General features: G+C 28.7%; 20 protein-coding genes. 17 read left to right on the top strand and 3 right to left on the bottom strand.

Features of this window, described 5'->3' with window-relative positions; translation table 11 throughout:
* From L0669_RS01550 to L0669_RS01480, 15 genes are all read left to right on the top strand, one after another.
* Nucleotides 1-918 (top strand): alpha-1,2-fucosyltransferase, encoded by a 918-nt coding sequence (locus L0669_RS01550; protein ID WP_263760804.1) that lies wholly within the window; start codon nt 1-3, stop codon nt 916-918.
* Nucleotides 915-2,306: a hypothetical protein gene (locus L0669_RS01545; protein ID WP_263760802.1), complete on the top strand. Its 1,392-nt coding sequence runs from the start codon at nt 915-917 to the stop codon at nt 2,304-2,306. The genes L0669_RS01550 and L0669_RS01545 overlap by 4 nt, the downstream gene beginning before the upstream one ends.
* The gene (locus L0669_RS01540) at nt 2,297-3,388 is read left to right on the top strand and encodes a glycosyltransferase family 4 protein (RefSeq protein WP_263760800.1); all 1,092 of its coding nucleotides are present in this window, start codon (nt 2,297-2,299) and stop codon (nt 3,386-3,388) included. Before L0669_RS01545 ends, L0669_RS01540 begins: the two co-directional genes overlap by 10 nt.
* 25 nt (nt 3,389-3,413) lie before the next feature.
* Complete coding sequence (locus L0669_RS01535) at nt 3,414-4,847, top strand: MBOAT family O-acyltransferase (RefSeq protein WP_263760798.1); 1,434 nt, start codon at nt 3,414-3,416, stop codon at nt 4,845-4,847.
* Nucleotides 4,848-5,729 (top strand): hypothetical protein, encoded by an 882-nt coding sequence (locus L0669_RS01530; protein WP_263760796.1) that lies wholly within the window; start codon nt 4,848-4,850, stop codon nt 5,727-5,729.
* A gap of 94 nt (nt 5,730-5,823) precedes the next feature.
* The gene (locus L0669_RS01525) at nt 5,824-7,128 is read left to right on the top strand and encodes an alpha-1,2-fucosyltransferase (RefSeq protein WP_263760794.1); all 1,305 of its coding nucleotides are present in this window, start codon (nt 5,824-5,826) and stop codon (nt 7,126-7,128) included.
* 4 nt (nt 7,129-7,132) lie between these two features.
* A complete protein-coding gene (locus L0669_RS01520) occupies nt 7,133-8,308 on the top strand; it encodes a glycosyltransferase family 4 protein (protein WP_263760792.1) in 1,176 nt (391 codons plus the stop codon).
* Entirely contained in the window at nt 8,308-9,852 is a 1,545-nt protein-coding gene (locus L0669_RS01515; protein ID WP_263760789.1) for a glycosyltransferase family 2 protein, read from the top strand. Before L0669_RS01520 ends, L0669_RS01515 begins: the two co-directional genes overlap by 1 nt.
* Nucleotides 9,853-9,854: 2 nt before the next feature.
* The gene (locus tag L0669_RS01510) at nt 9,855-11,474 is read left to right on the top strand and encodes a hypothetical protein (protein ID WP_263760787.1); all 1,620 of its coding nucleotides are present in this window, start codon (nt 9,855-9,857) and stop codon (nt 11,472-11,474) included.
* Between the two features lie 6 nt (nt 11,475-11,480).
* The gene (locus L0669_RS01505) at nt 11,481-12,350 is read left to right on the top strand and encodes a class I SAM-dependent methyltransferase (protein ID WP_263760785.1); all 870 of its coding nucleotides are present in this window, start codon (nt 11,481-11,483) and stop codon (nt 12,348-12,350) included.
* A 6-nt stretch (nt 12,351-12,356) separates the two neighbouring features.
* A complete protein-coding gene (locus L0669_RS01500) occupies nt 12,357-13,361 on the top strand; it encodes a glycosyltransferase family 2 protein (protein ID WP_263760783.1) in 1,005 nt (334 codons plus the stop codon).
* A 98-nt stretch (nt 13,362-13,459) separates the two neighbouring features.
* Nucleotides 13,460-14,581 carry a glycosyltransferase gene (locus L0669_RS01495; protein ID WP_263760781.1) on the top strand — a complete coding sequence of 374 codons (1,122 nt, stop codon included), beginning with the start codon at nt 13,460-13,462 and terminating at the stop codon, nt 14,579-14,581.
* Nucleotides 14,578-15,675, top strand: coding sequence for a glycosyltransferase (locus tag L0669_RS01490; protein WP_263760779.1), 1,098 nt, complete (start codon nt 14,578-14,580; stop codon nt 15,673-15,675). Before L0669_RS01495 ends, L0669_RS01490 begins: the two co-directional genes overlap by 4 nt.
* 7 nt (nt 15,676-15,682) lie before the next feature.
* Nucleotides 15,683-17,026, top strand: coding sequence for an O-antigen ligase family protein (locus L0669_RS01485; RefSeq protein ID WP_263760777.1), 1,344 nt, complete (start codon nt 15,683-15,685; stop codon nt 17,024-17,026).
* A 62-nt stretch (nt 17,027-17,088) separates the two neighbouring features.
* Nucleotides 17,089-18,483 (top strand): sugar transferase, encoded by a 1,395-nt coding sequence (locus L0669_RS01480; protein ID WP_263760775.1) that lies wholly within the window; start codon nt 17,089-17,091, stop codon nt 18,481-18,483.
* Nucleotide 18,484: 1 nt separating this feature from the next.
* Here L0669_RS01480 and L0669_RS01475 read toward each other — a convergent pair whose 3' ends face one another.
* Together L0669_RS01475 and L0669_RS01470 are read right to left on the bottom strand one after the other, a co-directional pair.
* Nucleotides 18,485-19,621 (bottom strand): DUF4105 domain-containing protein, encoded by a 1,137-nt coding sequence (locus tag L0669_RS01475; protein WP_263760773.1) that lies wholly within the window; start codon nt 19,619-19,621, stop codon nt 18,485-18,487.
* Between the two features lie 36 nt (nt 19,622-19,657).
* The gene (locus L0669_RS01470; RefSeq protein ID WP_482168791.1) at nt 19,658-20,725 is read right to left on the bottom strand and encodes a putative type IX sorting system protein PorV2; all 1,068 of its coding nucleotides are present in this window, start codon (nt 20,723-20,725) and stop codon (nt 19,658-19,660) included.
* Nucleotides 20,726-20,917: 192 nt separating this feature from the next.
* Here L0669_RS01470 and L0669_RS01465 point away from each other — a divergent pair, with 192 nt between their 5' ends.
* On the top strand, nt 20,918-21,634 hold the full coding sequence (locus L0669_RS01465; RefSeq protein WP_263760771.1) for a CDP-alcohol phosphatidyltransferase family protein: 717 nt from the start codon (nt 20,918-20,920) through the stop codon (nt 21,632-21,634).
* A 10-nt stretch (nt 21,635-21,644) separates the two neighbouring features.
* Nucleotides 21,645-22,502: a glycoside hydrolase family 25 protein gene (locus L0669_RS01460; RefSeq protein ID WP_173972540.1), complete on the top strand. Its 858-nt coding sequence runs from the start codon at nt 21,645-21,647 to the stop codon at nt 22,500-22,502.
* A gap of 68 nt (nt 22,503-22,570) precedes the next feature.
* On the opposite strand, the gene lptB is transcribed toward L0669_RS01460, so the two are convergent.
* On the bottom strand, nt 22,571-23,311 hold the full coding sequence (gene lptB / locus L0669_RS01455) for an LPS export ABC transporter ATP-binding protein (protein WP_012022391.1): 741 nt from the start codon (nt 23,309-23,311) through the stop codon (nt 22,571-22,573).
* Nucleotides 23,312-23,421: the final 110 nt, after the last annotated feature.

The raw sequence follows: 23,421 nt of genomic DNA, 5'->3' as shown, positions 1-23,421 counted from the left end.
ATGATTACATTTTTAAATCTAGGTAAAAGGGGAAATTTAGGAAATCAATTGTTTCAAATCGCTTCAACAATTGGTATAGCTCAAGCAAATAAGCATGAATATGTTTTTCCAAAATGGTATTATACCAGTTATTTTCAATCTAATTTTGAAATTGCTAATGAAAATGATCATTGGACTAAAATCAATGAGGAGCATTACAATTTTTATGAATGGAATATTACTGATGAAAAGTCTAATTTAAGTGGTTGGTTACAAACAGAAAAGTATTTTCTAAACTCCAATATTAAAGAAATTTTTAAATTTAAAATGGAATTTGAAGAAAACCTTTTGGAAAAGTTTAAATATCTATTTATAAAAAAGACTATTTTGGTCTCAGTTAGAAGAGGTGATTTTGTTAATAATCCCCTTTTTTTTCAATTGTCATATAAGTATTATCTAACAGCATTATTGTCCCACTTTGAAAGTTTAGATCAGTACAATATTATTTTTACAAGTGACAATATCAACTATTGTAAAAATCATTTTTCATTTTTGCCAAATGTTTTTTTCTTAGAAAATTTAAGTGCAATTGAGCAATTGTGTTTAGGAAGTAAGTTTGATAATTACATTATTAGCAATTCTACTTTTTCATGGTGGATGGCTTGGCTAGGAGAAAAAAAGGAAACTAAAATAATCAGACCAATTCAGGTTTTTGATAACGAGTATTTAAAGATTTATAATGAAGTTGATTTTTATCCAAATCGTTGGACTAAGCATGACGAAAAACAATTCTCCCTTTCTAATAAATTTATAAAGTTAAAGCTATATGGTTCATTTAATATAATATGTACTAAAATAGATTATTTTTTTAAAAGTAATACTAGAAAAGTAACTAAAGAAATTAAAAAAAGAATTAAGAAGATTATAAAGTATAAATGAAAAAAATAGGAATAGTAATTACAGATGGTGTTGGTTTTAGAAACTTTATTTTAAGTGATTTTTTGGCAGAAGCTGAAAAAACATTTGATGAAGTTGTGATTCTTTCTTGTTTACCTGCTACAGTATATTCTGGATTTGTAATCAATTCAAAAATTATTGAATTAGAGGTTTTTGAAGAAAAATTTACAACCTGGTTTTTTAGAAAAGCCAAAGAAGTGGCACATCTTAAATTACACCAAAAAAATAACTTTGGGATTCAGGATAATTTAAAAACAAACACATCAACCTCAAAAAGCAATAGAGGTCATGCAACACGTTTTATCTTTAAACTAACATCTATTTTATATTCAGAAAAATGGATTCAGAAGTTCAATTCGATGCAACAAATTTCTTTTAAAAATGATCCAAGAACAATTGGTTATAAAACAGTTTTAGAAAAAGAAAATTTCAATATCTTATTTTTTACGCATCAGCGACCACCTTTTGTAGCGCCTTTGGTTTATCAGGCAGAACAATTGAAAATAAAAACAGCTTCGTTTATTTTTAGTTGGGATAATTTAGCGTCAAAAGGCAGAATGGCAGCTAATTTTGATTACTATTTGGTTTGGAGTGATTTAATGAAAACAGAATTGCAACAGTTTTATGCATCAGTAAAAAGTAAAGATGTTGAGGTTGTTGGAACTCCTCAGTTTGAACCTTATGTATTAGATAGATATAAAGTTTCTCATGAAGAATTCTTTTCAAAATTTCAATTGAACCCCGATTTTAAAACAATTTGTTTTAGTTGTGGAGATATTGCAACTAGTAAAAATGATGAATTGTATATTGAAACGATTGCAAATGCTATAAAAGAAGGAGAAATTAAAGATTTGAATCTTATTATTAGAACTTCACCCGCAGAAGACCCTATTCGTTTTTCTAAATATGTAGAAAAATTTCCTTTCATAAAATGGAATTATCCAAAATGGAATTTATCAAGAGAAAATCATCAGGAATCATGGTCGCAAAGAATTCCTTCGGTTGAAGATGTAAAAGATCTAAGAAGTCTTTTAGAATATTCAGATCTTAATATCAATATGTTATCTACAATGAGCCTGGATTTTATTCAGTTTGATAAACCTGTAATAAATACTGTTTTTGGCAACTCAAAAAACGGATTATACGATGATCAGAGATTTTTGAATTACGCTCACATCGAAAATGTTGTTAATAGTAAGGCAACAAAAATTGTAAAAAACAAAGAAGAATTAATTATTGCAATAAATCTATATCTGGAAAATCATACATTGGATTCAGAGAATAGAAAACAATTATTACAATTGCAAGTTAGTAAGCCGTTGCAACAAACAGGAAAAAGAATTGCTGAGAAACTTTTAAAATGGGCTTAAATCGAAATAAAATAGCAGTTCTCTGTAATTATGAATTATTGCCGGAAAGAGTGGGAGGAATGGATTACTTTTTTTGGGATTTTGATAAAAAATGTAAAGAAAATGGTATTGAAGTAGATTGGTTTTTTCCAAATCAATCAGATCACGGACACTATTCAAAGTTAAATATTAATAGTAGTAAAACTAATAATGTAGAAAACTATTTCCTTAATTTTTGCAGTAAAAACAGATCTGAATACACTCATGTAATCACTCATTTTGTAGAATTATGTACACCTTTTTTCTTTAATGTAAAGAAAACATCAAAAGCTAAAATAATTGCTGTTGATCATAATCCCAGACCTTTAAGCGGATATTCATTCAAAAAGAGAATCAATAAAAAATTAAAAGGAATTTTGTTCTCAAGATATATTGATGTTTTTGTTGGTGTATCGAATTATACGGTTAATGAAATTTTAAAAGATTTTGGTTCAAACTTAAAATTTAAAACTGTTACCATATACAATGGTGTTATTTTAGATACAATTTTGGTAAAAGAAACTAGAGCAATTACGAAACCAAGTTTTTTAGTGGCTTCTCATCTCAGAGAATCAAAAGGAATTCAGGATTTAATCGAAGCTGTAAATCAACTTCCTTTAGAAATTAAGGATCAAATTAATATTTCGATATATGGTGACGGACCATATAAAAATCATTTATTTGAGAAAATTGAAAAATACAATTTAAAAGATTGTTTCATTTTTATGGGAAGCAAGTCTAATTTAAATGAGATTTTTTCACAGTACGATTATATGTTGCAACCTACACACATGGAATGCTTTAGTTTGTCAATTTTAGAAAGTCTTGCAGCAAATGTTCCTGTAGTTACAACTGATGTTGGAGGTAATACGGAAGCGATTACTTCAGGTGAAAATGGATATATTTTTAAACCAAAAGATATAAAAAGTCTAACTGAAATTCTTGAAGATATTTATTTAGGAAAGAAAAAGATATCTGGTAATACAAGAGAATTAATTGCTAATTCCTTTTCTTTGCCGAAAATGGTAGAAAATCATTTTAAGCTGCTCCAAAAACAGAATTAAATTTAAAAAGTACAATAAATAAAACATGTTTTTTAATTCCTTAGCATTTGCTGTTTTTTTACCAATCGTTTTTTTTCTGTATTGGTTTGTTTTTAATAAAAACAAAAGCACTCAAAATGCTTTACTAATTGTTGCAAGCTATTATTTTTATTCTTGTTGGGATTGGCGATTCTTGTTTTTACTTGTCTTTTCTACTTTTTTAGATTATTACACTGGAATTCAAATTGAAAAAGGAAAATCAGAACGAAATAGAAAGTTTTGGTTCTGGCTCAGTATTTTGGTTAATTTAGGATTTTTGGGAATTTTTAAATATTACAACTTTTTCGCTTCTTCATTTTCAGAATTATTAAATTCAGTTGGAGTAAAAGCAAGTCCAGTTTTATTAAATGTAATTCTTCCGGTCGGAATCTCTTTTTACACTTTTCACGGATTGTCTTATGTTATTGATATTTATTACAAAAGAATCAAAGCCGAATATAATTTTGTAGATTATTCGCTTTTTGTGAGTTATTTTCCGCTTTTAGTTGCGGGTCCTATAGAAAGAGCCACACATTTATTACCTCAGGTAAAAGTAAAAAGAGAATTTGATTTTGAAAAAGCCAAAGAAGGTGTTTGCCAAATCATTTGGGGTTTAGTTAAGAAAGTTGTAATTGCTGATACTTGTGCAACTTATGCCAATGCTATTTTTGATAATTATACTTCGATGAATTCTTTCTCACTTATTTTGGGAGCAGTATACTTTGCATTTCAAATTTATGGTGATTTTTCAGGATATTCAGATATTGCTTTGGGAGTTTCGAAACTTTTTGGTCTAGATTTATTAAGAAACTTTAATTATCCTTATTTTTCAAGAGATATTGCAGAGTTTTGGCGCCGCTGGCACATTTCACTTTCGTCGTGGTTTCGGGATTATTTATACATTCCATTAGGTGGAAGTAAAGGTGGAATCTGGATGAAAATTAGAAATACGTTTATCATTTTTGTTGTAAGTGGTTTTTGGCACGGAGCAAATTGGACTTATTTGGCATGGGGATTTATAAATGCGGTTTACTTTTTACCACTTCTTTTGTCTAATAGTAATCGAAACAATATTGATATAGTAAACGTATCCTGGAATTTAGATTCTGTAAAAGTGATATTTAATATACTATTTACTTTTGCTATCACTTGTATTGCCTGGGTATTTTTTAGAGCTAAAACCATAACAGATGCAATGTTATATTTGAAACGTATAATTACAAATAAACATTTTGAATTTCAATATTTAGAAAATGACCGTTATAATTATGAGTTACTTCTTATGATTGGAGTATTTGTTCTTGTAGAATGGAATAACAGAACTAAAATAGAACCAATTTCAGGAAAAAGAAATTTTTTAAAATTAGCTCTTGCCATAGCGGCAATAATTGCTTTCGGAACCTTTTCAGATTACAAAGAATTTATATATTTTCAATTTTAAATGAAACGTTTTTTAATTTATTTGTCAAAAGTTTTATTTCTACTTATCTTAATTGCTGTTGTACTTGACGGAATTTATACCTATGTTTTTTATCAATCTAAAAATAGAGGAAAAGCAGAAGCCGTTTTTAACTCACAACAACAAAAATACGATGTTGTTGTTTTAGGTTCATCAAGAGCGAACAATCATTTTGTTGCGCAAATGTTTCAGGATAAAGGTTTAAAAACATTTAATTATGGTATGAGTGGAGGGCATTTATTTGAAGCCTCATTGATGTTAAAATTAATGATCGAAAGAAAATATGTTATAAAAAATATAATTCTTGAGGCTGATTTAAACCTTGCCAACGATAACGAATCAGAAGCAATTTCAGCTATGTTTTTGCCTTTTATTCATAATTCAGAAATTATAAAAAATCATTTTGAGTGCAAGACATATTTTAATGAATTATATTATATTCCATTTTATAGATATGTAAAATTTGGAGCAGTAATAGGATTTCGTGAAATGTTTTTTTCAGCCATTCAAAAAAAAACTAATGCTTTAGATAATTTAGGATATTATCCTTTAGAAAAGCATAAAAATGGGAATATGAAGAATAATATTATCAATCTCAATCCTTTGCCTCATAATAAATACTACGAAGAAATAAAAAATATCTGCAAAGTCAACAATATAAATTTTATTGCTGTAATGACCCCAATGTGCGAGAATGTAATAGGAATGAATTATTTCGATAAAGTAAAAAAAGCATATCCTGAGATTCACAATTATGAAAATGTTGTTGTACAAGATAAGTATTTCTCTTCTTGTGGGCATATGACAGATAGTGGGGCAAGATTGTTTACCGCTCGAATTCTAAAAGACTTTTTTGGTAAGTGATTTTTTTTTTTGAAATCGATTCTGAATAATGATATAAAATTTAAAGATGATAACTTTTTCAAAGCTTGAAAAGAAAGGAAACTTAGGAAATCAATTGTTTCAAATTGCATCTACAATAGGTATTGCAATTAGAAATGATCATGATTTTTTTTTTCCTAGATGGAGTTATGAAAATTCTTTTATCAGGTCTTTGCCTTTATTGCCAAATTCAGAGTGGATTCTTTACAAAGAAAAACACTTTTATTATGATAATATAGAACTTGATTCTAAAAATTATGATTTAGAAGGATGGTTTCAATCTGAGGAATATTTTAATATCGATTCGGTCAAAAGTTATTTTCAGTTTAAAAGTAGTCTACTTAATAATTTAAAAATTAAATATAAAAATGCTTTTGCTAAAAAAACTATTTTAATATCAATTCGAAGAGGAGATTTTGTAGACCATCCGGATTATTTTCAATTACCAATACAATATTATATTCAGGCCTTAATTTCTAATTTTCCAGACTGGAACAATTCTAGTTTAATTATATTAAGCGATGATATTGAATATTGTAAATATCATTTCTCTTTTCTTAAAAATGTGTTTTTTGCAAATGATTTATCTCCAATAGAGCAATTAGCTTTAAGTAGCATATGTGATGATTTTATTATCAGTAATTCAACTTTTTCATGGTGGTGCGCTTGGTTAGGTGAAAAAAAAAATAGCAAGATAATTAGGCCATTACATTATTTTACAGAATCTAAAAGAAAAATAGACGATGACAAAGATTATTTTCCTGAAAGATGGTCAGTTTTTAATCATTTAAATTTGAAATTAGATTTACGAGATATTGATTTTGCATTAACAAAAGAAAATCCAATTCTAGAAACTTATTTGCATCATAATTTTAATTTTAGAAATGAAGAGTCAATATTGAAATCAAATATAAAAGGTATTTCTAATATTGATGAAAACAGAAAAACATTGGTGATTAATGATTGTATTTTGCCACCTTTTTTGATGTATGAAGCAACAAAAAAAGATAAAAATTCTGTTGGTTTTACAAAAGGGAATTTCATCAATATCTCAAAATATCTCGATATAATACTTTTTCGAAAACAATTTGATTTTGGTTTATTTGTTAAAATTTTAAATAAAAGCAATAATCAAAAACACAAAAAAAAAATAGGATTTATTCTAATTGCTAAAAATCAGAAACAGATAAAATCATTGATTAAAAATCAAGATTTAAAAAGTTTAGATTTTGAAAAATTATCTTTCGTCGTTTTCTATTCTTTTGCTGGCAAAATTAAAGGATTTCCTGAGTGCCAGTATTATTTTAAAGTTCAGGCCAGAAGAGTAAAAGTTTTCGTTAAAACTAAAATTAAGAATATCATTAGAACTAAAAAAAAATAATACTATGCACATAAGTTTTATAACATCACATTTTCCATTTCAAGATTCGAAAAGCGTGGGAGGAATTGGGACAAGTATAAAAAATTTAAGTGACGAATTAGTTTCTTTAGGGCATATAGTTACTGTCTTTGTGCACGAGCAGGATACAGATGAAAAAACTATAGATAATGGTATCAATGTTGTTAAAATTAAAAATGTAAAGGTTAAAGGACTTTCATGGTTTTTTACAAGAAAAAAAATTCAGAAAGTAATTTTAGCAGTGCACAAAAAATCTAAAATAGATATAATCGAAACACCTGATTGGGAAGGAATAACATCGTTTATAAACTTACCATTTCCAGTAGTAGTTAGATTGCACGGTTCAGACACTTATTTTTGCCATTTAGATCAGCGCAAAGTTAAATGGATAAATAAATTTCATGAAAAAAGAGCCATAAAAAAAGCAAATGCTTATTTGTCTGTAAGTAAATATACTGCTGATGTCACTAATGAACTTTTAGATCTAAATATTGACTATACTATAATTCCTAACGGAATTAATACAACTATTTTTAAAAGAAATGAGTCGTTAAATTTAGGAGATAGAAATATCTTTAAAGAAAAAACAATTTTATATTTTGGAGGAATTATTAGAAAAAAAGGCTTGTTAGAAATTCCACATTATTTTAACAAAATAAATCAGTTAATTCCGGATGCTCAATTAATTTTAATAGGTAAAGATATGAAAGACAATCTTACAGGAAATATTTCTACTTTTTCGATGATTGAACCTATTTTTTCTAATCTAGGAAGACTTAAAGTAAAATTTTTAGGGAGTGTACCTTATCAGGAAATAAAAAAACATATAGAATATTCAACAGTTTGTATTTTTCCGTCATATGCAGAAGCATTGCCTGTTTCATGGCTTGAAGCTATGGCTTTAGAAAAAGCTATCGTCGCTTCAAATATTGGATGGGCAGATGAGATTATTATGAATAATGAAAATGGATTTTTAGTAGATCCTCAAAATCATAATCTATTTGCTGATACAATAATAAGTCTATTAGAAAATGAATTGCTTTGTTCAGAAATAGGAAAGGAAGCAAGAAGCAGAGTAGTAGATAAATTTGATATTAGTAAAGTGGTTATTGAAAATGTCGAATTTTACAAAGACATAATCAGCCAAAATACAAAACAATAATGATAATAATTTATCATAAAAACAATAAAGTTGTTGAGGTTGAAGTAGATGGAAAGAGCGTTGTTTATTTTGAAAAAGAAATTACTAAAAACCTGTACGAAATGGCAATTTCATTTCCGGATGATTTATTGATTTGGTGCCAATTTGACTTAAAATCAAGTTTGAATTTTTCTGGTTTTCATGATATTTTTCACCATAAAAAAATAATGTCTTCTTATAATCCGCTCTCAAATTCGCTGATATCCGGTGCAATTGGTTATGTTGAAGAATCTCCTTTTATAAATATAAATAAAAAAGTTACCTATCCAACCTGGCAAATGAGTAGTTGCGTTGGAGGAATTAATGCTTCTGTATTATTAGAATTAAAAAAATATGTTTTTGTAAATGATAATTTTGAATATTTTTTAAATTCAATAGCTAAATTAGCTATGAATAATGGGCTTCTCTGTTATTCTGAACCGTTTTTATTAACTAGCTTTTTGAATGGAAAAAGCAGTAAAGGAGGGAGTAGTTTTGTTTTGTTTAGGTTTGTGAAACAACATTATAAAATGCGTTGGGTATTTTTATTGTTTTTGAATTTACTTTTATATGAAAAAAAGCTTTCGTTTTTTCCGTTGCTTTTTTGCTTGTTCTACAGCAAAAGAAAATTAAAAGAGAATTGCTTAGAAAATATTCAGGTTCAATCCACAAACAAAGTGGTCAATTCTGGAACTGTTGATGTTATAATTCCTACGATTGGTAGAAAACGATATTTGTATGATGTTTTAAAAGATTTATCAGCACAGACATATTTACCAATAAGTGTTATTATCGTTGAACAAAATCCAGACTTAAAAAGTGTTTCAGAACTTGAATATCTTCAAATAGAGAAATGGCCTTTTGAAATTAAACATGTTTTTACACATCAGACGGGAGCTTGTAATGCTCGAAATTTGGCGATGGCTCAAGCAAAAAGCGAATGGGTTTTTATGGCTGATGATGATATACGACTAAAAGATTCGTTTTTGGAAGAAAGCTTCACTCAAATAGTTAGGTTCGGAACTAATGAGATTACGTTTGGATGTTATGATAGTCATTACGCACCTAACAAAAAATATAGTAAAGAAATGCAATGGGAAACTTTTGGATCAGGTTGTAGTATAGTAAAACGTAAGCCTATAAAAGATATTAGATACAGAGCAGGTTTTGAATTTGGTTATGGTGAAGATTCAGATTTTGGAATGCAACTTCGAAATGAAGGTGTAGATATTCTATATTTTCCACAGCCTGAAATTTTACATCTCAAAGCTCCAGTTGGTGGTTTTAGAACTAAACCAGTTTTAGAATGGCAAAATGAACTCATTCAGCCGAAACCATCTCCAACAGTAATGTTGTATAAAAAATTACATGTAAGTAAAGAAGAAATTAATGGTTATAAGACAATTTTGTTTATTAAGTTTTATAAATTGCAATCAATAAAAAACCCAATTCGATATTTTTTTTATTTTAAAAAACAGTGGAATCAAAGTTTATATTGGGCAAATAAATTAAAAGATAGAGTATAATTTTGATACAATCCATAGAAATAATAACTTCTTTAGAGAGGCATAAAGTTTTATTTGATATAAATCATCCATATAAAAAAACGATAGATTTATCTTTATTCAGCCCCTCAAATGCTAATTCATTTGAAATAGAAATTACATTTAAAGAATCAATTACTGAATTTAGAGATCAGGATTATACGTGGAAGAAAGGAAAGGAATATTATATCGCAAATGAATTTAGTCCAAAAATAATAAAATTAAAAAGTGGACAAATTGTTCAGTCTAATATAGCAGCAGGTATTTGGGAGATTGATCCCTCAAAAAAAAATATCTTGCTTTGGCGCTTTAATCCGAATTGTGCAAAGCCAATCGCAAATTATTTCGGAAATGAAAATAAAAAGGTGATATTTACGGCAAAACAAAAGTTTGGTTTTGTTGAAATCCCCGCTTTGTTATTTCCTAAAAATGAAGGAATTGAATTAAGTCGATCCAAAAATCCATTTACAGCGATAGCTTGTTTTACAGATCATTGCGATTTTGATACTGCCGAAAATTTGATTTTGCAGAGAGAATTTTTCAAAGAGCATCGAATAAAAGTAACGAAAGGTTTTTTTCTAAATCATTTCTCAAAACGTGAAAATAATGCATCATTTCAAAATCAAAAAGAAGAACTTTTAAAATGGAATAATGATGGACATGAATTATGTTATCATTCACTTTCTCAATCTATAAAAACAGATGATGAAAGTTTTGCTGATTTTGAGCAATTTGCGCCTCCATTATCTGAGATAAAGGTTTGGATAGATCACGGATTTCAGCCATATAATTTTTCGCTTTTAAGGAATAAGAAAATTAATGAGAAAAAATTTGAAGAGATTTTTTATAAAAAAAATATTAATACTCTTTGGAATTATATCGATTCGGGAACTGCGACTAATGGGGTAATCAATCAATTTAATTCAAATCATTTTACATTATCTAGTTTTTTAAAAGGAAATAACGATTTATCCTTGATAAAGAAAACACAACTTCTTATTAAGAATATAGTTTTTCATTATTACAATGAAGAGGATTTAATTTTGAGATATAAGTATACGGCATCACGTTTTAAAAAAGTGTTTTTTCAAAGAGATGTGAAATCATTTTTTCCATTAATGAAAGATTTATTTATACTCGGAGTTTCCGTTTTTTCTGTTTTAATATTTTGGAAAACAAAGAAAAAAGAGCCATATAAACTAGCCAAGTACTCTCCAATTTTATTTAAACATACTATTATTGATAATGAATTTTATATTTTTCAAACTCTGGAAATGCTTGATTTTAAGAAATCACTATCTCAAGAAAATATAGATTTATTAATAAATGAAAAAGGTGTTTTTATTGCTCATACTTATTTTTCCGTTCCAATGGAATATCATAATGGTAAATTATTTTCAACACCCACAACAATAGATAAGAATGTTTCTGAAAATTTTAAATATTTAGGAGTTAAAATCAAAAATGATCAAATCTGGAATCCAACTCTTACCGAATTGATTGAATATTGGAAAGATTTTGAAAAAGTAATTTTTGATATTGATTTACAAGGGAATATGTTTGAAAAAAGTACGACAAATTTACAAAGTCGAAAAACAATTTAGTTATACATGAATTATAAATTAAAAACGATATTATTTAAATCACTTTCTTTATTACCCAATAAAGTTGATGATTATTATTATCATAAGATTCAAAGTTTTTTTGATAAATTAACTTTGGAGGATCGTTTAAAAAGCGTCGAATTTACTTATTTTAGACTTTTAAGAGTTATGAATGATTTAAATTTGGACTTTAAAGATAAGGTGATTTTTGAGTTCGGTTCAGGCTGGTTTCCCAGTATGCCCTATTTTTTTAAATATAAATTGGCAGTAAAAAAAGTACTTACTTTTGATATTAATCATCATTTTAAAAAAGAAAAGGTTTTAGAATTAAATACACTTTTTTCTAAAAGATATAATTGTAATGTGTTGTTTAATCCAGATAGTAAATATAAACTTCCGGATGGAGTAGAATACTTTCCAAATTATAATATTATTAAAGAAGATTTACCTGATGTAGATATTGTTTTTTCGCGTTATGTACTTTCTCACATGAATGAAGATGATGTTGATGCGTTACATAAAAAGATAAAATCTCAATTAAAAAAAGGTACACTTGTTATTCATTTTATTTCGCCAAGTGATTTAAGACAACATAATGACAGTAGTTTATCCACTCAGGATTTCTTAAAATATAGTAAGAACGAGTGGGATAAAATTCATACTAAATATGATTATCATAATCGTTTAAGATTACCTCAGTTTCTGGAAATATTTAAAAAATATGATTATGAAATCATTCATCTTGATTATGAAATTTTAAATCAGGAAACAAAAAAGTATGAATTGTTTAAAAAAGTTCAACTTCATGAAGATTATAAAAAATATCTTGATGAAGAATTAACTGCGGGGAATATCTTTTTGATTTTAAAAGTATAAAATGTAATGAATATACCTTTGCCCTTTTCTTTAATTGTTTGTACGTACATGCGTCCCGAACCTTTGCTGGCTTTATTGCAATCAGTTCAAAAGCAAACATTATATCCCAATGAAATTATAATAGTTGATGGCTCAATTTCTAGCGAAACTAAAATTATTTTAGAACAAAATCAATTTCAGAATTTAAAATATTTTTTAGTTTCAGAGGAAAATAGAGGTTTAACGAGACAAAGAAATTTTGGAATATCTAAAGTAAGTAAAGATGCAGAAATAGTTTGTTTTTTAGATGATGATACAGTTTTACAATCCAATTATTTTTTTGAGACTGTAAAAACATTTCAAAATAATTTAGATATAACGGGGGTAGGAGGAATAGCAATTAATGAGTACAATTGGAAACTACAAAATCAGGATTGTTTGTATAATGAGAAGAAATACTATCTATTTGAGGGATATTTCTATAAAGAAGGAATACGAAATGTGGCCAGAAATTATTTAGGTCTAGCTTCTAATTTGAGTTCTGGAAAAATGCCGAATTTCTCACATGGAAGAACTTCTGGATTTCCGATAACCGGAAAAATATATGAAGTCGATTTACTTATTGGTATGTCAATGTCATTTAGAAAACTTGTTGTAGAAAATATTAAGTTTTCTAAATTTTTTGAAGGTTATGGCTTATATGAAGATGCGGATTTTAGTTTAAGAGCTTTGCAATTTGGAAAAAATGTAATAAATACAAATGTTCATTTATCTCATTTACACAATGCTTCTGGCAGGCCAAACCAATATAAATATGGTAAGATGGTAGTGAGAAATGGTTGGTATGTATGGCGCGTTAAAAACCCAAATCCAAAATTTTCAGATCGCTTCAAATGGAATGCTATTACTATTTTGTTGATTTTAATTCGATTTACTAATTCGATTACTAATGCTCATAGAAAAAAAGCTTGTACAGAAGCAATTGGGCGAATGATAGGATGGTGGAGTTTGATTTATAGTAAACCAAAGTAATTAAAATGAAGAGTCTTGTTTGAATGAAAACTAAAAATTTGAAAGCAAGAATTGTTTTATAATTTATCGTTCAAAAAAATAATGCATTATAGAAGTAAATGAAATTTGTAATAATTACTCATGTTAAACATATTGCTAAAAAAGATTTGTTTTTTGGTTATGCGCCTTATGTTCAGGAAATGAATATTTGGTTTAAGTATGTCGATGAGGTTATTATTGTTGCACCTTTAAGCAATAATAACAAGCCAACAGCGATAGATCTTCCGTATGATCATAATAAAATAGTTTTTAAAAAAGTACCTAATTTTAGTTTTACAAGTTTTATAAATATCTTAAGTTCAGTTTTCAAATTACCAATTATTTTCTGGAAAGTATTTTTGGGAATGAAAAATGCTGATCATATTCATTTACGTTGTCCAGGAAATATGGGTTTAGTAGGTTGTTTGGTTCAGATTTTGTTTCCAAAAAAAAATAAAACTGCAAAATATGCTGGAAATTGGGATCCTAAAAGTAAACAGCCATATACATATAAATTACAAAAATGGATTTTGAGCAATACTTTTTTGACTCATAATATGAAAGTTTTGGTTTATGGAGATTGGAAAAAACAATCAAAAAATATTAAATCTTTTTTTACGGCTACTTATTCAGAGTCAGAAAAAGAAATTATCCAAAAGACAAGTTTTAATGATGTAATAGAATTCATTTTTGTTGGGAGCTTGGTTTCTGGCAAAAATCCATTATATGCTATTGAACTAATTCAAAAATTGATAAGAAAAAATTATAAGGTGACTTTGAATATATATGGTGAAGGCTTGGAAAGAGTTTTTTTAGAAAATTATATTTTAAAGAATAATTTAGAAACTGCGATTATATTACACGGGAATCAAAATAAAAAAGAAATAAAAAAAGCATATAAAAAAAGCCATTTTGTTATTTTACCCTCTAAAAGTGAAGGTTGGCCAAAAGCAATTACTGAAGGAATGTTTTGGGGGTGTATCCCTATTGCCAGTAAAGTTTCGTGTGTTCCTTTTATGCTTGATTATGGTAAAAGAGGCATTTTGTTAGAAATGAATTTAAACAAAGATTTACACCAAATTGAAAGTGTAATTGTTAATCAAAATGATTTTGTTAATAAAAGTGCTTTGGCGACTAATTGGTCGCAAAAGTACACAACCAAATTTTTTGAAACAGAAATTGAAAAATTATTAGCGAAATGAGAATTGTACAAATAATAGATTCTTTAGAAGCTGGAGGTGCAGAGCGCATGGCTGTTAATTATGCCAATGCATTGTCTGAAAAAATAGAGTTTTCAGGATTAATTGTCTCTAGAAAAGAAGGTTTGTTGCTAAATCAAATAGATAAAAATGTATCTTATTTGTTTTTAAAGAAAACTAAAAAGATTGATATTCAGGCTGTTTTTAGATTACATAAATATTTAAAAAATAATAGAGTTGAGCTTGTTCATGCCCACAGTTCTTCTTTTTTTATTGCCGTTTTAGTAAAATTGACTTTGCCAAAAATTGGAATCATATGGCATGATCATTATGGAATTTCACAGGATTTATCTTCAAGAAAAAATATAAATTTAAAACTGGGATCACTATTTTTCACTGGGATTATTTCAGTAAATTCAAAATTGAGAGTTTGGGCCAAGTCTTATTTAATGTGCTCCAATGTTATTTATTTACCTAATTTTATATTGGATTCTTCTGCTACAATTGAAAAGATAAAGCTAAGTGGATTTGATAATAAAAGAATTATTTGCGTAGCTAATCTTCGTCCACAAAAAAATCATAAATTATTAATTGATGCTGCTAATTCAATAAAAGAGAAATTTCCGGATTGGACTTTTCATTTATTTGGAAAAGACTTTCAAGATTCTTATTCTGATGAATTAAAAGAAAGAATTAAAAATTTAAAACTTCAAAATACAGTATATTTTTATGGAGCAATAGATAATGTTAGTTCTTCATTATTACAATGTCAGATCGCAATTTTGCCTTCTCTTTCTGAAGGTCTCCCATTAGCAATTTTGGAGTACGGCTTGAATAAATTACCTGTAATTGCAACAAATGTTGGTGAAATATCCAAGATTATAACTTCTGAAAAGGAAGGGATAATTGTAGAATCTAATGATCTCACTACTTTTGTTAGTGCCATCGAAAAATTGATTGAATCGGAAAAATGTAGGAATGAAATAGGGTTGAATTTGTATAATAAGATTCAACAGGATTTTAGTGAAAAGATTATTCTTTTGAATTATATTTTATGGATAAAATCTTTAAGTACTTTTGCAACTCAAAATAGATAGATAAAAAATGAGAAACATAAAATTGTCGTACAGTTTTTTGCTTGTGATTCATGTAGTTATTGCTTTAGTTGTTTTTATAATCCCTTTTTTATCGAAATTATATGCTCTTTTGATTCCAATAGTTGGTTTTTTTATCGTTTATCAAGCTAAAAACGCAAATAATGAAGTACTATATGTTGCCGCTTATCTAGTTGGAGTCGAGGTTTTTTTACGAATGACAGGAGGTAATTTTAATAATGAATTTGTAAAAGTAAATGTGATTTTTTTCATGCTTTTAGGTATGATATATAATAATTTTTCAATAAATGCATTTCTATACTGGTTTTTCTTAATTTTATTAATTCCAGGAATTTTAGTTACATCTACTATTTTTAATCCCGCTATAGATATTAAAAAATCATTAGTCTTTAATTTATCGGGTCCCATATGTTTGGCTCTATCATCTATCTACATGTTTAAAAGAAGAATTTTATTTTCTGATTTGCAGAATGTATTGGTTGCAATGGGATTACCTATAGTTAGTACAACAGTGTATTTGTTTTTATTTAATCCTAGTGTTAGAGATGTTGTAACTGGAACACAGTCTAATTTTGAAACTTCTGGAGGTTTTGGACCTAATCAGGTTTCGACAGCATTAGGTTTAGGAGTTTTTATTTTTTTCACACAATTCATATTGTTTTCAAAATCAAAGTTAGCAATTACTTTAAATGGTATTTTAGTATTATTTATCACTTATAGAGGTATTGTTACTTTTTCCAGAGGTGGGGTTATTACAGCAGTAGTAATGGTTGTTTGCGTTTTATTTTTATTATATGTTTATTCCTCTCCAAGAGGCAAAAGCAAATTCATATTAGTTTTTGTTTTAACAGGTTTTATGGCAGTGGGAGTTTGGACTTATTCTTCTTTTCAGACTAATGGTCTTATCGAAAAACGATATGCGAATCAGGATGCAAGAGGAAGAGAGAAAAAAGACCGTTTAGGAGGAAGGGAGCAAATTATGGGTGAAGAATTTAAACTTTTTATGGATAATCCAATTTTGGGAGTTGGAGCGGGAATGGGAAAACAAATTAGAAAAGAAGCATTTGGTGAAGAAGTTGCTTCACATAACGAAATTACTCGTATGCTTAGTGAACATGGTTTATTTGGTATTTTTGGACTACTGATACTTATTGTAACTCCTTTTGTTGTTTATATAAATAACAGGCAACATTTGTATTTTTTATCTTTTTTTGTCTTTTGGTTATTGACTATAAATCATGCTGCGATGCGAACTGCCGCCCCGGCTTTTGTATATGCAATGTCGCTTCTTTTTGTTCAGGTAAAGATTCCTGAAAAAGAGAAAATTCGGTAGACTAATATCTATTTTTTTATAATACATTTGCCTCAAGTTTAAGCCCCTAACAAACTGAATAAATGTTCTCGAATAATAAAATGCATTTTGAAATTTCGGAAAGAAGAATATTACTTCTTTTCTTTGATGCTGTTTTTGTTTTATCGGCATTGTACATATTAAGTTTAATATTTGATTATAATTACTTTGTTTTTAATACAAGTAATTTTTTTAGTATTGTTTTACTTCTAAGTTATGTATACATTTTTGGATTTATATTCGAAATCTATAATCTGCAGGTAGCAAGTAATCAATTGCAAATTCTTCAAAGTGTAATTTTTACAGCAACAGCTTCAAGTCTGGCATATTTGTTTACGCCTTTTTTATCTCCAGAATTACCAAAGCAGCGATTAATCATCTTAATTTTTTATTCAACAGTACTTTTTACGCTTTTGATATGGCGCTTGTTTTATGTTTATTTTTTAGCGTCGCAACGATTTTCTCAAAGTGTTGTTTTGATATGTGATCAAAATCAAGTTGAGGAGTTGGTTTTAGGATTAGAAAGCGTCGACCCTCATTATAAAATCATAGGTTTTGTTAATTCTGATTCTATATCTGAAGAAAATTCAAATTTTCATTACGTAAAAGAAGTGAAGAAAAATGATTTGGAAGCTTTTGTGTCTAAAAATCAAGTTTCTGAGATTATAATTGCTTCTCAAAAAACAGACGGAATTACTCCCGATTTATACCAACAATTACTTCACTTGCTAGAATCAGGAAATGTTATTCGCGAATATACTCAGGTTTATGAAAGTAAGACGCAACGTATTCCAGTGCATTATATTGCGAGAGATTTTTACAGATTTTTTCCTTTTAGCAGAAGTAACACCAATAGGCTTTACCTGTCTTTGGTTCGTTTTATGGAATTTCTGTTTTCCTTTATTGGTTTATCGCTTTGTATTATTTTTATTCCTTTAATTTATATTGTAAATCTTTTTGCAAATAAAGGCCCATTATTTTATACTCAAGAGCGCATTGGTAAAAATGGAGTTGTTTTTGAAATTTATAAGTTTAGAACAATGGTTGAAAATTCTGAATCGAACGGAGTTGTTTTTGCCACTTCAAACGATAGGCGCATAACACCTTTCGGGAAAATGATGCGTAAATCAAGAGTAGACGAATTACCGCAGTTTTTTAATGTTTTAAAAGGCGATATGGCTGTTATTGGGCCAAGACCAGAAAGACCGTTTTTTGTTGAAGAAATCGCTAATGTAATGCCTTTTTATGAAACCCGACATGTGATAAAGCCAGGGCTTACAGGTTGGGCTCAGGTTAATTATTCTTATGGCGAATCTATAGAAGAAAGTTTGATAAAATTGCAGTACGATTTATACTACATCAAACACCGCAGTATTTTTCTTGATATTAGTATTACATTCAAAACAATTACTACAGTTTTATTCTATCGCGGACAGTAATTTAGATAATAATCGGAATACGTTTTTTGTTTCGAATAGCGACTCTTACTAAAACAAATCCGCTTGTGATGATCATTGGTAAAACAATAAGAAAATGAGCTTTGTTGATCAGGAAAATAGCGTAAACTATTAAAAATATCAGGTGTAAAACTGCAAATCGATACGTCCATCTCTTATTTTTTAGAATAGACAAGAAAATCAAAATCAATAATAATGGACTAAATAAAAGCACATTATAATTCATCGCCAGTTCTTGGTGAAAAGAATAAAATCCCATAAAAACAAAAAAGATTCCTATAAATGATAAAATTAAAAGATAAATTTTGTCTACTATTTTATTGTGTGCTAAAACAACAAAAGCAAGAATAAAAAGATAAGTATAAACATTATTCCACCATGAACTCGGAGTTTCTTTCTCAAAACTAAGCAATGTTTTACTTTGAGTAACTAGAGGTTGATTTTGATAAGTGGTTTTTTCTAAACTATTTTTCAGTTCAAAAGGCAAAAATATTTTAGTTCCTAATTGATCTACTTTGGTTCCAAAAATGATACTTGTTCCTAATTGATCATAAAAATGACCGTTAAAATAAGGGAATAAAATCGATCTGTACGTTATATCCGTATCTCCTTTTTTCGTAATAACCTCACCGTTCAAACTTTTATTGATAATATCTACTACCATCGAAGTGCAGTTTTTATCAATAAATTTATAAGTGTAAAAACGATCTTCAGAAGCCAATGTCGTATTTAGATTATCAAAAAGTTTTTGTTTTATATCTTGAGAAACAAGCAATTCTTGTTCGAATACACTTCTTTTTTCATTATTATATTCGTCAATAAATTCCGGGAAGGAATGTACAATTACAAAATATTGTAAATCTCCTTTTGCAAATTTGGCAACAAAGTTTGGAGTTCTAAAATCAAAGGCACCGTAATTAAAAACAACATCAATATTATTTCCGGGATCAGCAACTCGTATAGCAGTATGACCAAAGTAAGAATAGGTTTCATTGCCTAATCCGCAAGTGATGACACTTATTTTGGCATCTTTGGATAAGGGTAAATTTTGACTGAAACCAATAAAACTTAGTAATAATAGTAAACTAAAAAGTGCTTTTTTGAAAATGACATTTTTCATGATTTAAAATTTTAAGAAGTTTATGGTTTGTAAATTTTATCTAAAGATACCTAAATCTACTTTTAAAGAAAAAATATTTGAGTACAAAGCGGTACTTTGGTTTCCTAAGTCAGTCAGGGCATAGTCAATCTGAATGCCTTTATATTTGAAACCCAGACCAATATTAGGTTGAAAATTTAATTTTTCAGTATTATCTAATTGTGTTACGTTCTGAAAATTTCCTGCTCCGGCTCTCAAAAAAACAAGATCAGTATATCCAAACTCAAACCCAACGGCAGGATCAATACTTACTATTCTGGATGAAATAATATCGTTTGTTTGCTCAAAACGCATATTCAGGTTAGTGGCTACCAAAAGGCTGTAATCATTGTGAAAATCGAATGTTCTCGAAACTCCTAATTGAGCTTTTGGCAAAGTAATTTCGGTGCTTTCAGGCAATTCGTTGTTTTCGCCCGGAATTGCATTGGCAATTTTCGCATATTCTTGCTCATCAATATTCCAAACATTATAAGTTGTTGTAATATCGCGAAGCATTAACCCGAATTTCCAGTTGTTTCGCTCAAATTGCAGTCCAACATCAAAACCAAATCCCCAGGAATTTGCAAACTTCCCGATAATTCTTCGTATAATTTTTGCATTTACTCCATATTGAAATCCGTCCACAGGCAGCTTTCTTGCATAAGAAAAAGTAAAACCATAATCAGCAGTCGAAAAGAGTCGAATTCTATTATAATCAATATTTCCCTGATTGTCGATTAATTGCGTTGTGTCCATAATATCATCGACACCAAAACGAATCATCGAGATTCCCCAAGCACTTCTGTCGTCAATTGGGCTTGCGTATCCTATATAATCGTATTGGGCAATATTGGCAAAATAATTGGCGTGCATTAACGAAATTTGATGATCTTCGAGATTGGTTAAACCAGCAGGATTCCAATAAACCGAATTTACATCATTTGTAGAAGCCGTTACTGCACTCGACATTCCTAAAGCAGCTGCGTCGACACCAATATTCATAAATTCATTCGAATATTTTCGAACAGTTTGTGCATATTGTAATGTGCAATTGAAACAAAATAAAAGCAGTAGGTTTTTCTTCAACGGATATTTTTTTGCAGATCTTAGTCTGTTTTAATTTTTACCAAAAATATAATATTTTACTCAGCAAATTTATTCCAATTGATAAATATTACGAAAGTCAGAATTTCACATTAAAAACTCTTGCAAAAACGCATTTTACATAGAGTTATTATGCTAAATTTGCTGTTCACTATTTATCAAAATTTATAAATCATGAATATCAAAAAGCACATTCCTAACTTAATTACATTAATCAATTTATTTTGTGGTTGTATAGCCGTTGTTTTTGTTTCGCAAGGCGATTATTTAATGGCTTTTTATTTTGTTTGTTTAGGAATATTTTTTGATTTTTTTGATGGTTTTTTTGCCAGATTATTCAAAGTTTCAAGCCCATTAGGTTTGCAATTAGATTCTTTGGCTGATATGGTAACCAGCGGAGTAGTACCAGGTTATATCATGTATACTATGTTTGCGAAAAGCGCCAATCCTCATGAAGTTATTGGTTCTGTTTTTATTCCTTTTTTAGGATTTATAGTAACTTTGGGTTCTTGCTACAGACTGGCTAATTTTAATATTGATACACGTCAGACAGATTCTTTTATTGGTTTACCAACGCCGGCAAATGCACTTTTTATTTTAAGTCTTCCTTTGGTTTTAGAATATTCAGATTCATTAATTGTATTCGAAATCCTAAGTAATCGTTGGGTTTTATTGGCAATAACATTATGTAGTGCTTATATTTTGAATGCCGAAATTCCTTTGTTTGCTTTAAAAATTAAGAAATTTACGGTAAAAGATAATGTGCTTCAAATAGTGTTTTTATTGATCTCGTTGTTATTGGTAATAACGCTTCAATACATGGCAATTCCGTTAATTATTATTTTCTATGTGTTGTTATCAGTAGTGAATAATATATTTTTGAAAAAGTAGTTTTATTTGAATGGCAAGAAAAACGACAAGGCGAACTTCTTATTCCAGGAATTCGAAACCTCAAAAATCGATTTTTGCAAAAGCAATTCGTTTCATTATTTGTACTTTTTTTATATTACTTTTCTTTGCTGCAGTGTATCATTATCGTGATGGGCTGAAGTATTATCTTGGCTTTAAATCAGACAAAGTTTTAGACGAAGATGCTGTTGATAAGCACTTGTCTGACGTTCGAAATATTAGAGTTTTAGAAAATCATAAAGGAAAAGTGATTGGTATTGACGTATCTGAATTTCAGGGAAAAGTACAATGGGATGAAGTTGAGGTTTTAGAAGAAAAATATCCTGTACAATTTGTGTTTGTTCGTGCAACTGCGGGCAATGACAGAGTTGATCGACAGTTTAAAAAAAACTGGGAAGGAGCAAAAGAACATAAAATCATACGCGGAGCATATCATTATTACCGTCCAAATGAGAACTCTATCGAGCAGGCTAATCTTTTTATTAAAACAGTAAAATTGCAAAAAGGAGATTTACCTCCGGTTTTAGATATCGAAAGATTACCTAAGAATCAACCATTGGATAGTTTGAAAAAAGGTCTAAAACGTTGGTTGAATAAAGTTGAGGCACATTATCAGGTGCGCCCTATAATTTACACAGGCGAAAGTTATTACGATGATTTTTTAAAAGAGGAATTTGGGCAATATTTATTCTGGATAGCCAACTATAATTTCTATAGAGAAAAAATCGAAGATGATTGGCTTTTTTGGCAATTTACAGAAAAAGCTTCTTTACCTGGAATTAAACACAGAGTAGATGTGAATATCTATAATGGAGATTTACAACAGTTGCAGTTTATTACTGTTGAATAAGCTTTCAGTCGCAGTTTTTAGTTTACAGTTGTTTACTGAAACTAAAAACTGCGACTGAATACTTTTTTCTAGAATTCAAGTTTCTTTTTACGAAGTTCGAAGTTTTGACCAAGGTAAACGCGACGAACCATTTCGTCTTCTACTAGTTCTTCCGGAACTCCGGCTTTCAAAATCCCACCTTCAAACATTAAGTATGTTTTATCTGTAATCGCTAATGTTTCCTGAACGTTGTGATCAGTGATTAAGATTCCGATATTTTTATTTTTTAACTGAGCAACAATTCTTTGGATATCTTCAACCGCAACGGGGTCAACTCCTGCAAAAGGTTCATCTAGTAAAATAAACTTAGGGTCAGTTGCAAGGGCACGTGCAATTTCAGTACGACGACGCTCTCCTCCTGAAAGTAAATCCCCTCGGTTAGTACGAATATGCTCTAAGCTGAATTCTTCGATTAAACTTTCCATTTTTGCAATTTGTGCCTCTTTTGAAAGTTTAGTCAATTGTAAAACACTTAAGATATTATCTTCAATACTTAATTTTCTAAAAACAGAAGCTTCCTGTGCCAAATAGCCAATTCCTTGCTGTGCACGTTTGTACATTGGATAATCAGTAATGTTCAAATCATCAAGATAAATGTTACCCTGATTTGGCTTTACCAATCCTACAATCATATAAAACGAAGTCGTTTTTCCTGCACCATTTGGTCCCAAAAGCCCAACAATTTCTCCTTGATTAACTTCAACAGAAATTCCTTTTACAACACTACGACCTTTATAGGTTTTGATTAAATTATCGGCTCTTAGCTTCATTTTTAATTAGATAATTAGATAATTAGAAAATGAGATAATTAACTCAAATTCAATTTTAAAATTTATTAGAAGGGACAAATTAAAAGTAAAATAATCAATCAGATAAATCA

The sequence above is a fragment of the Flavobacterium bizetiae genome (assembly GCF_024271895.1).
GTDB classification, from domain to species: domain Bacteria; phylum Bacteroidota; class Bacteroidia; order Flavobacteriales; family Flavobacteriaceae; genus Flavobacterium; species Flavobacterium bizetiae.
Note: the sequence above shows the minus strand (reverse complement) of the source record. Positions and strands in the feature narration are given on the sequence as shown.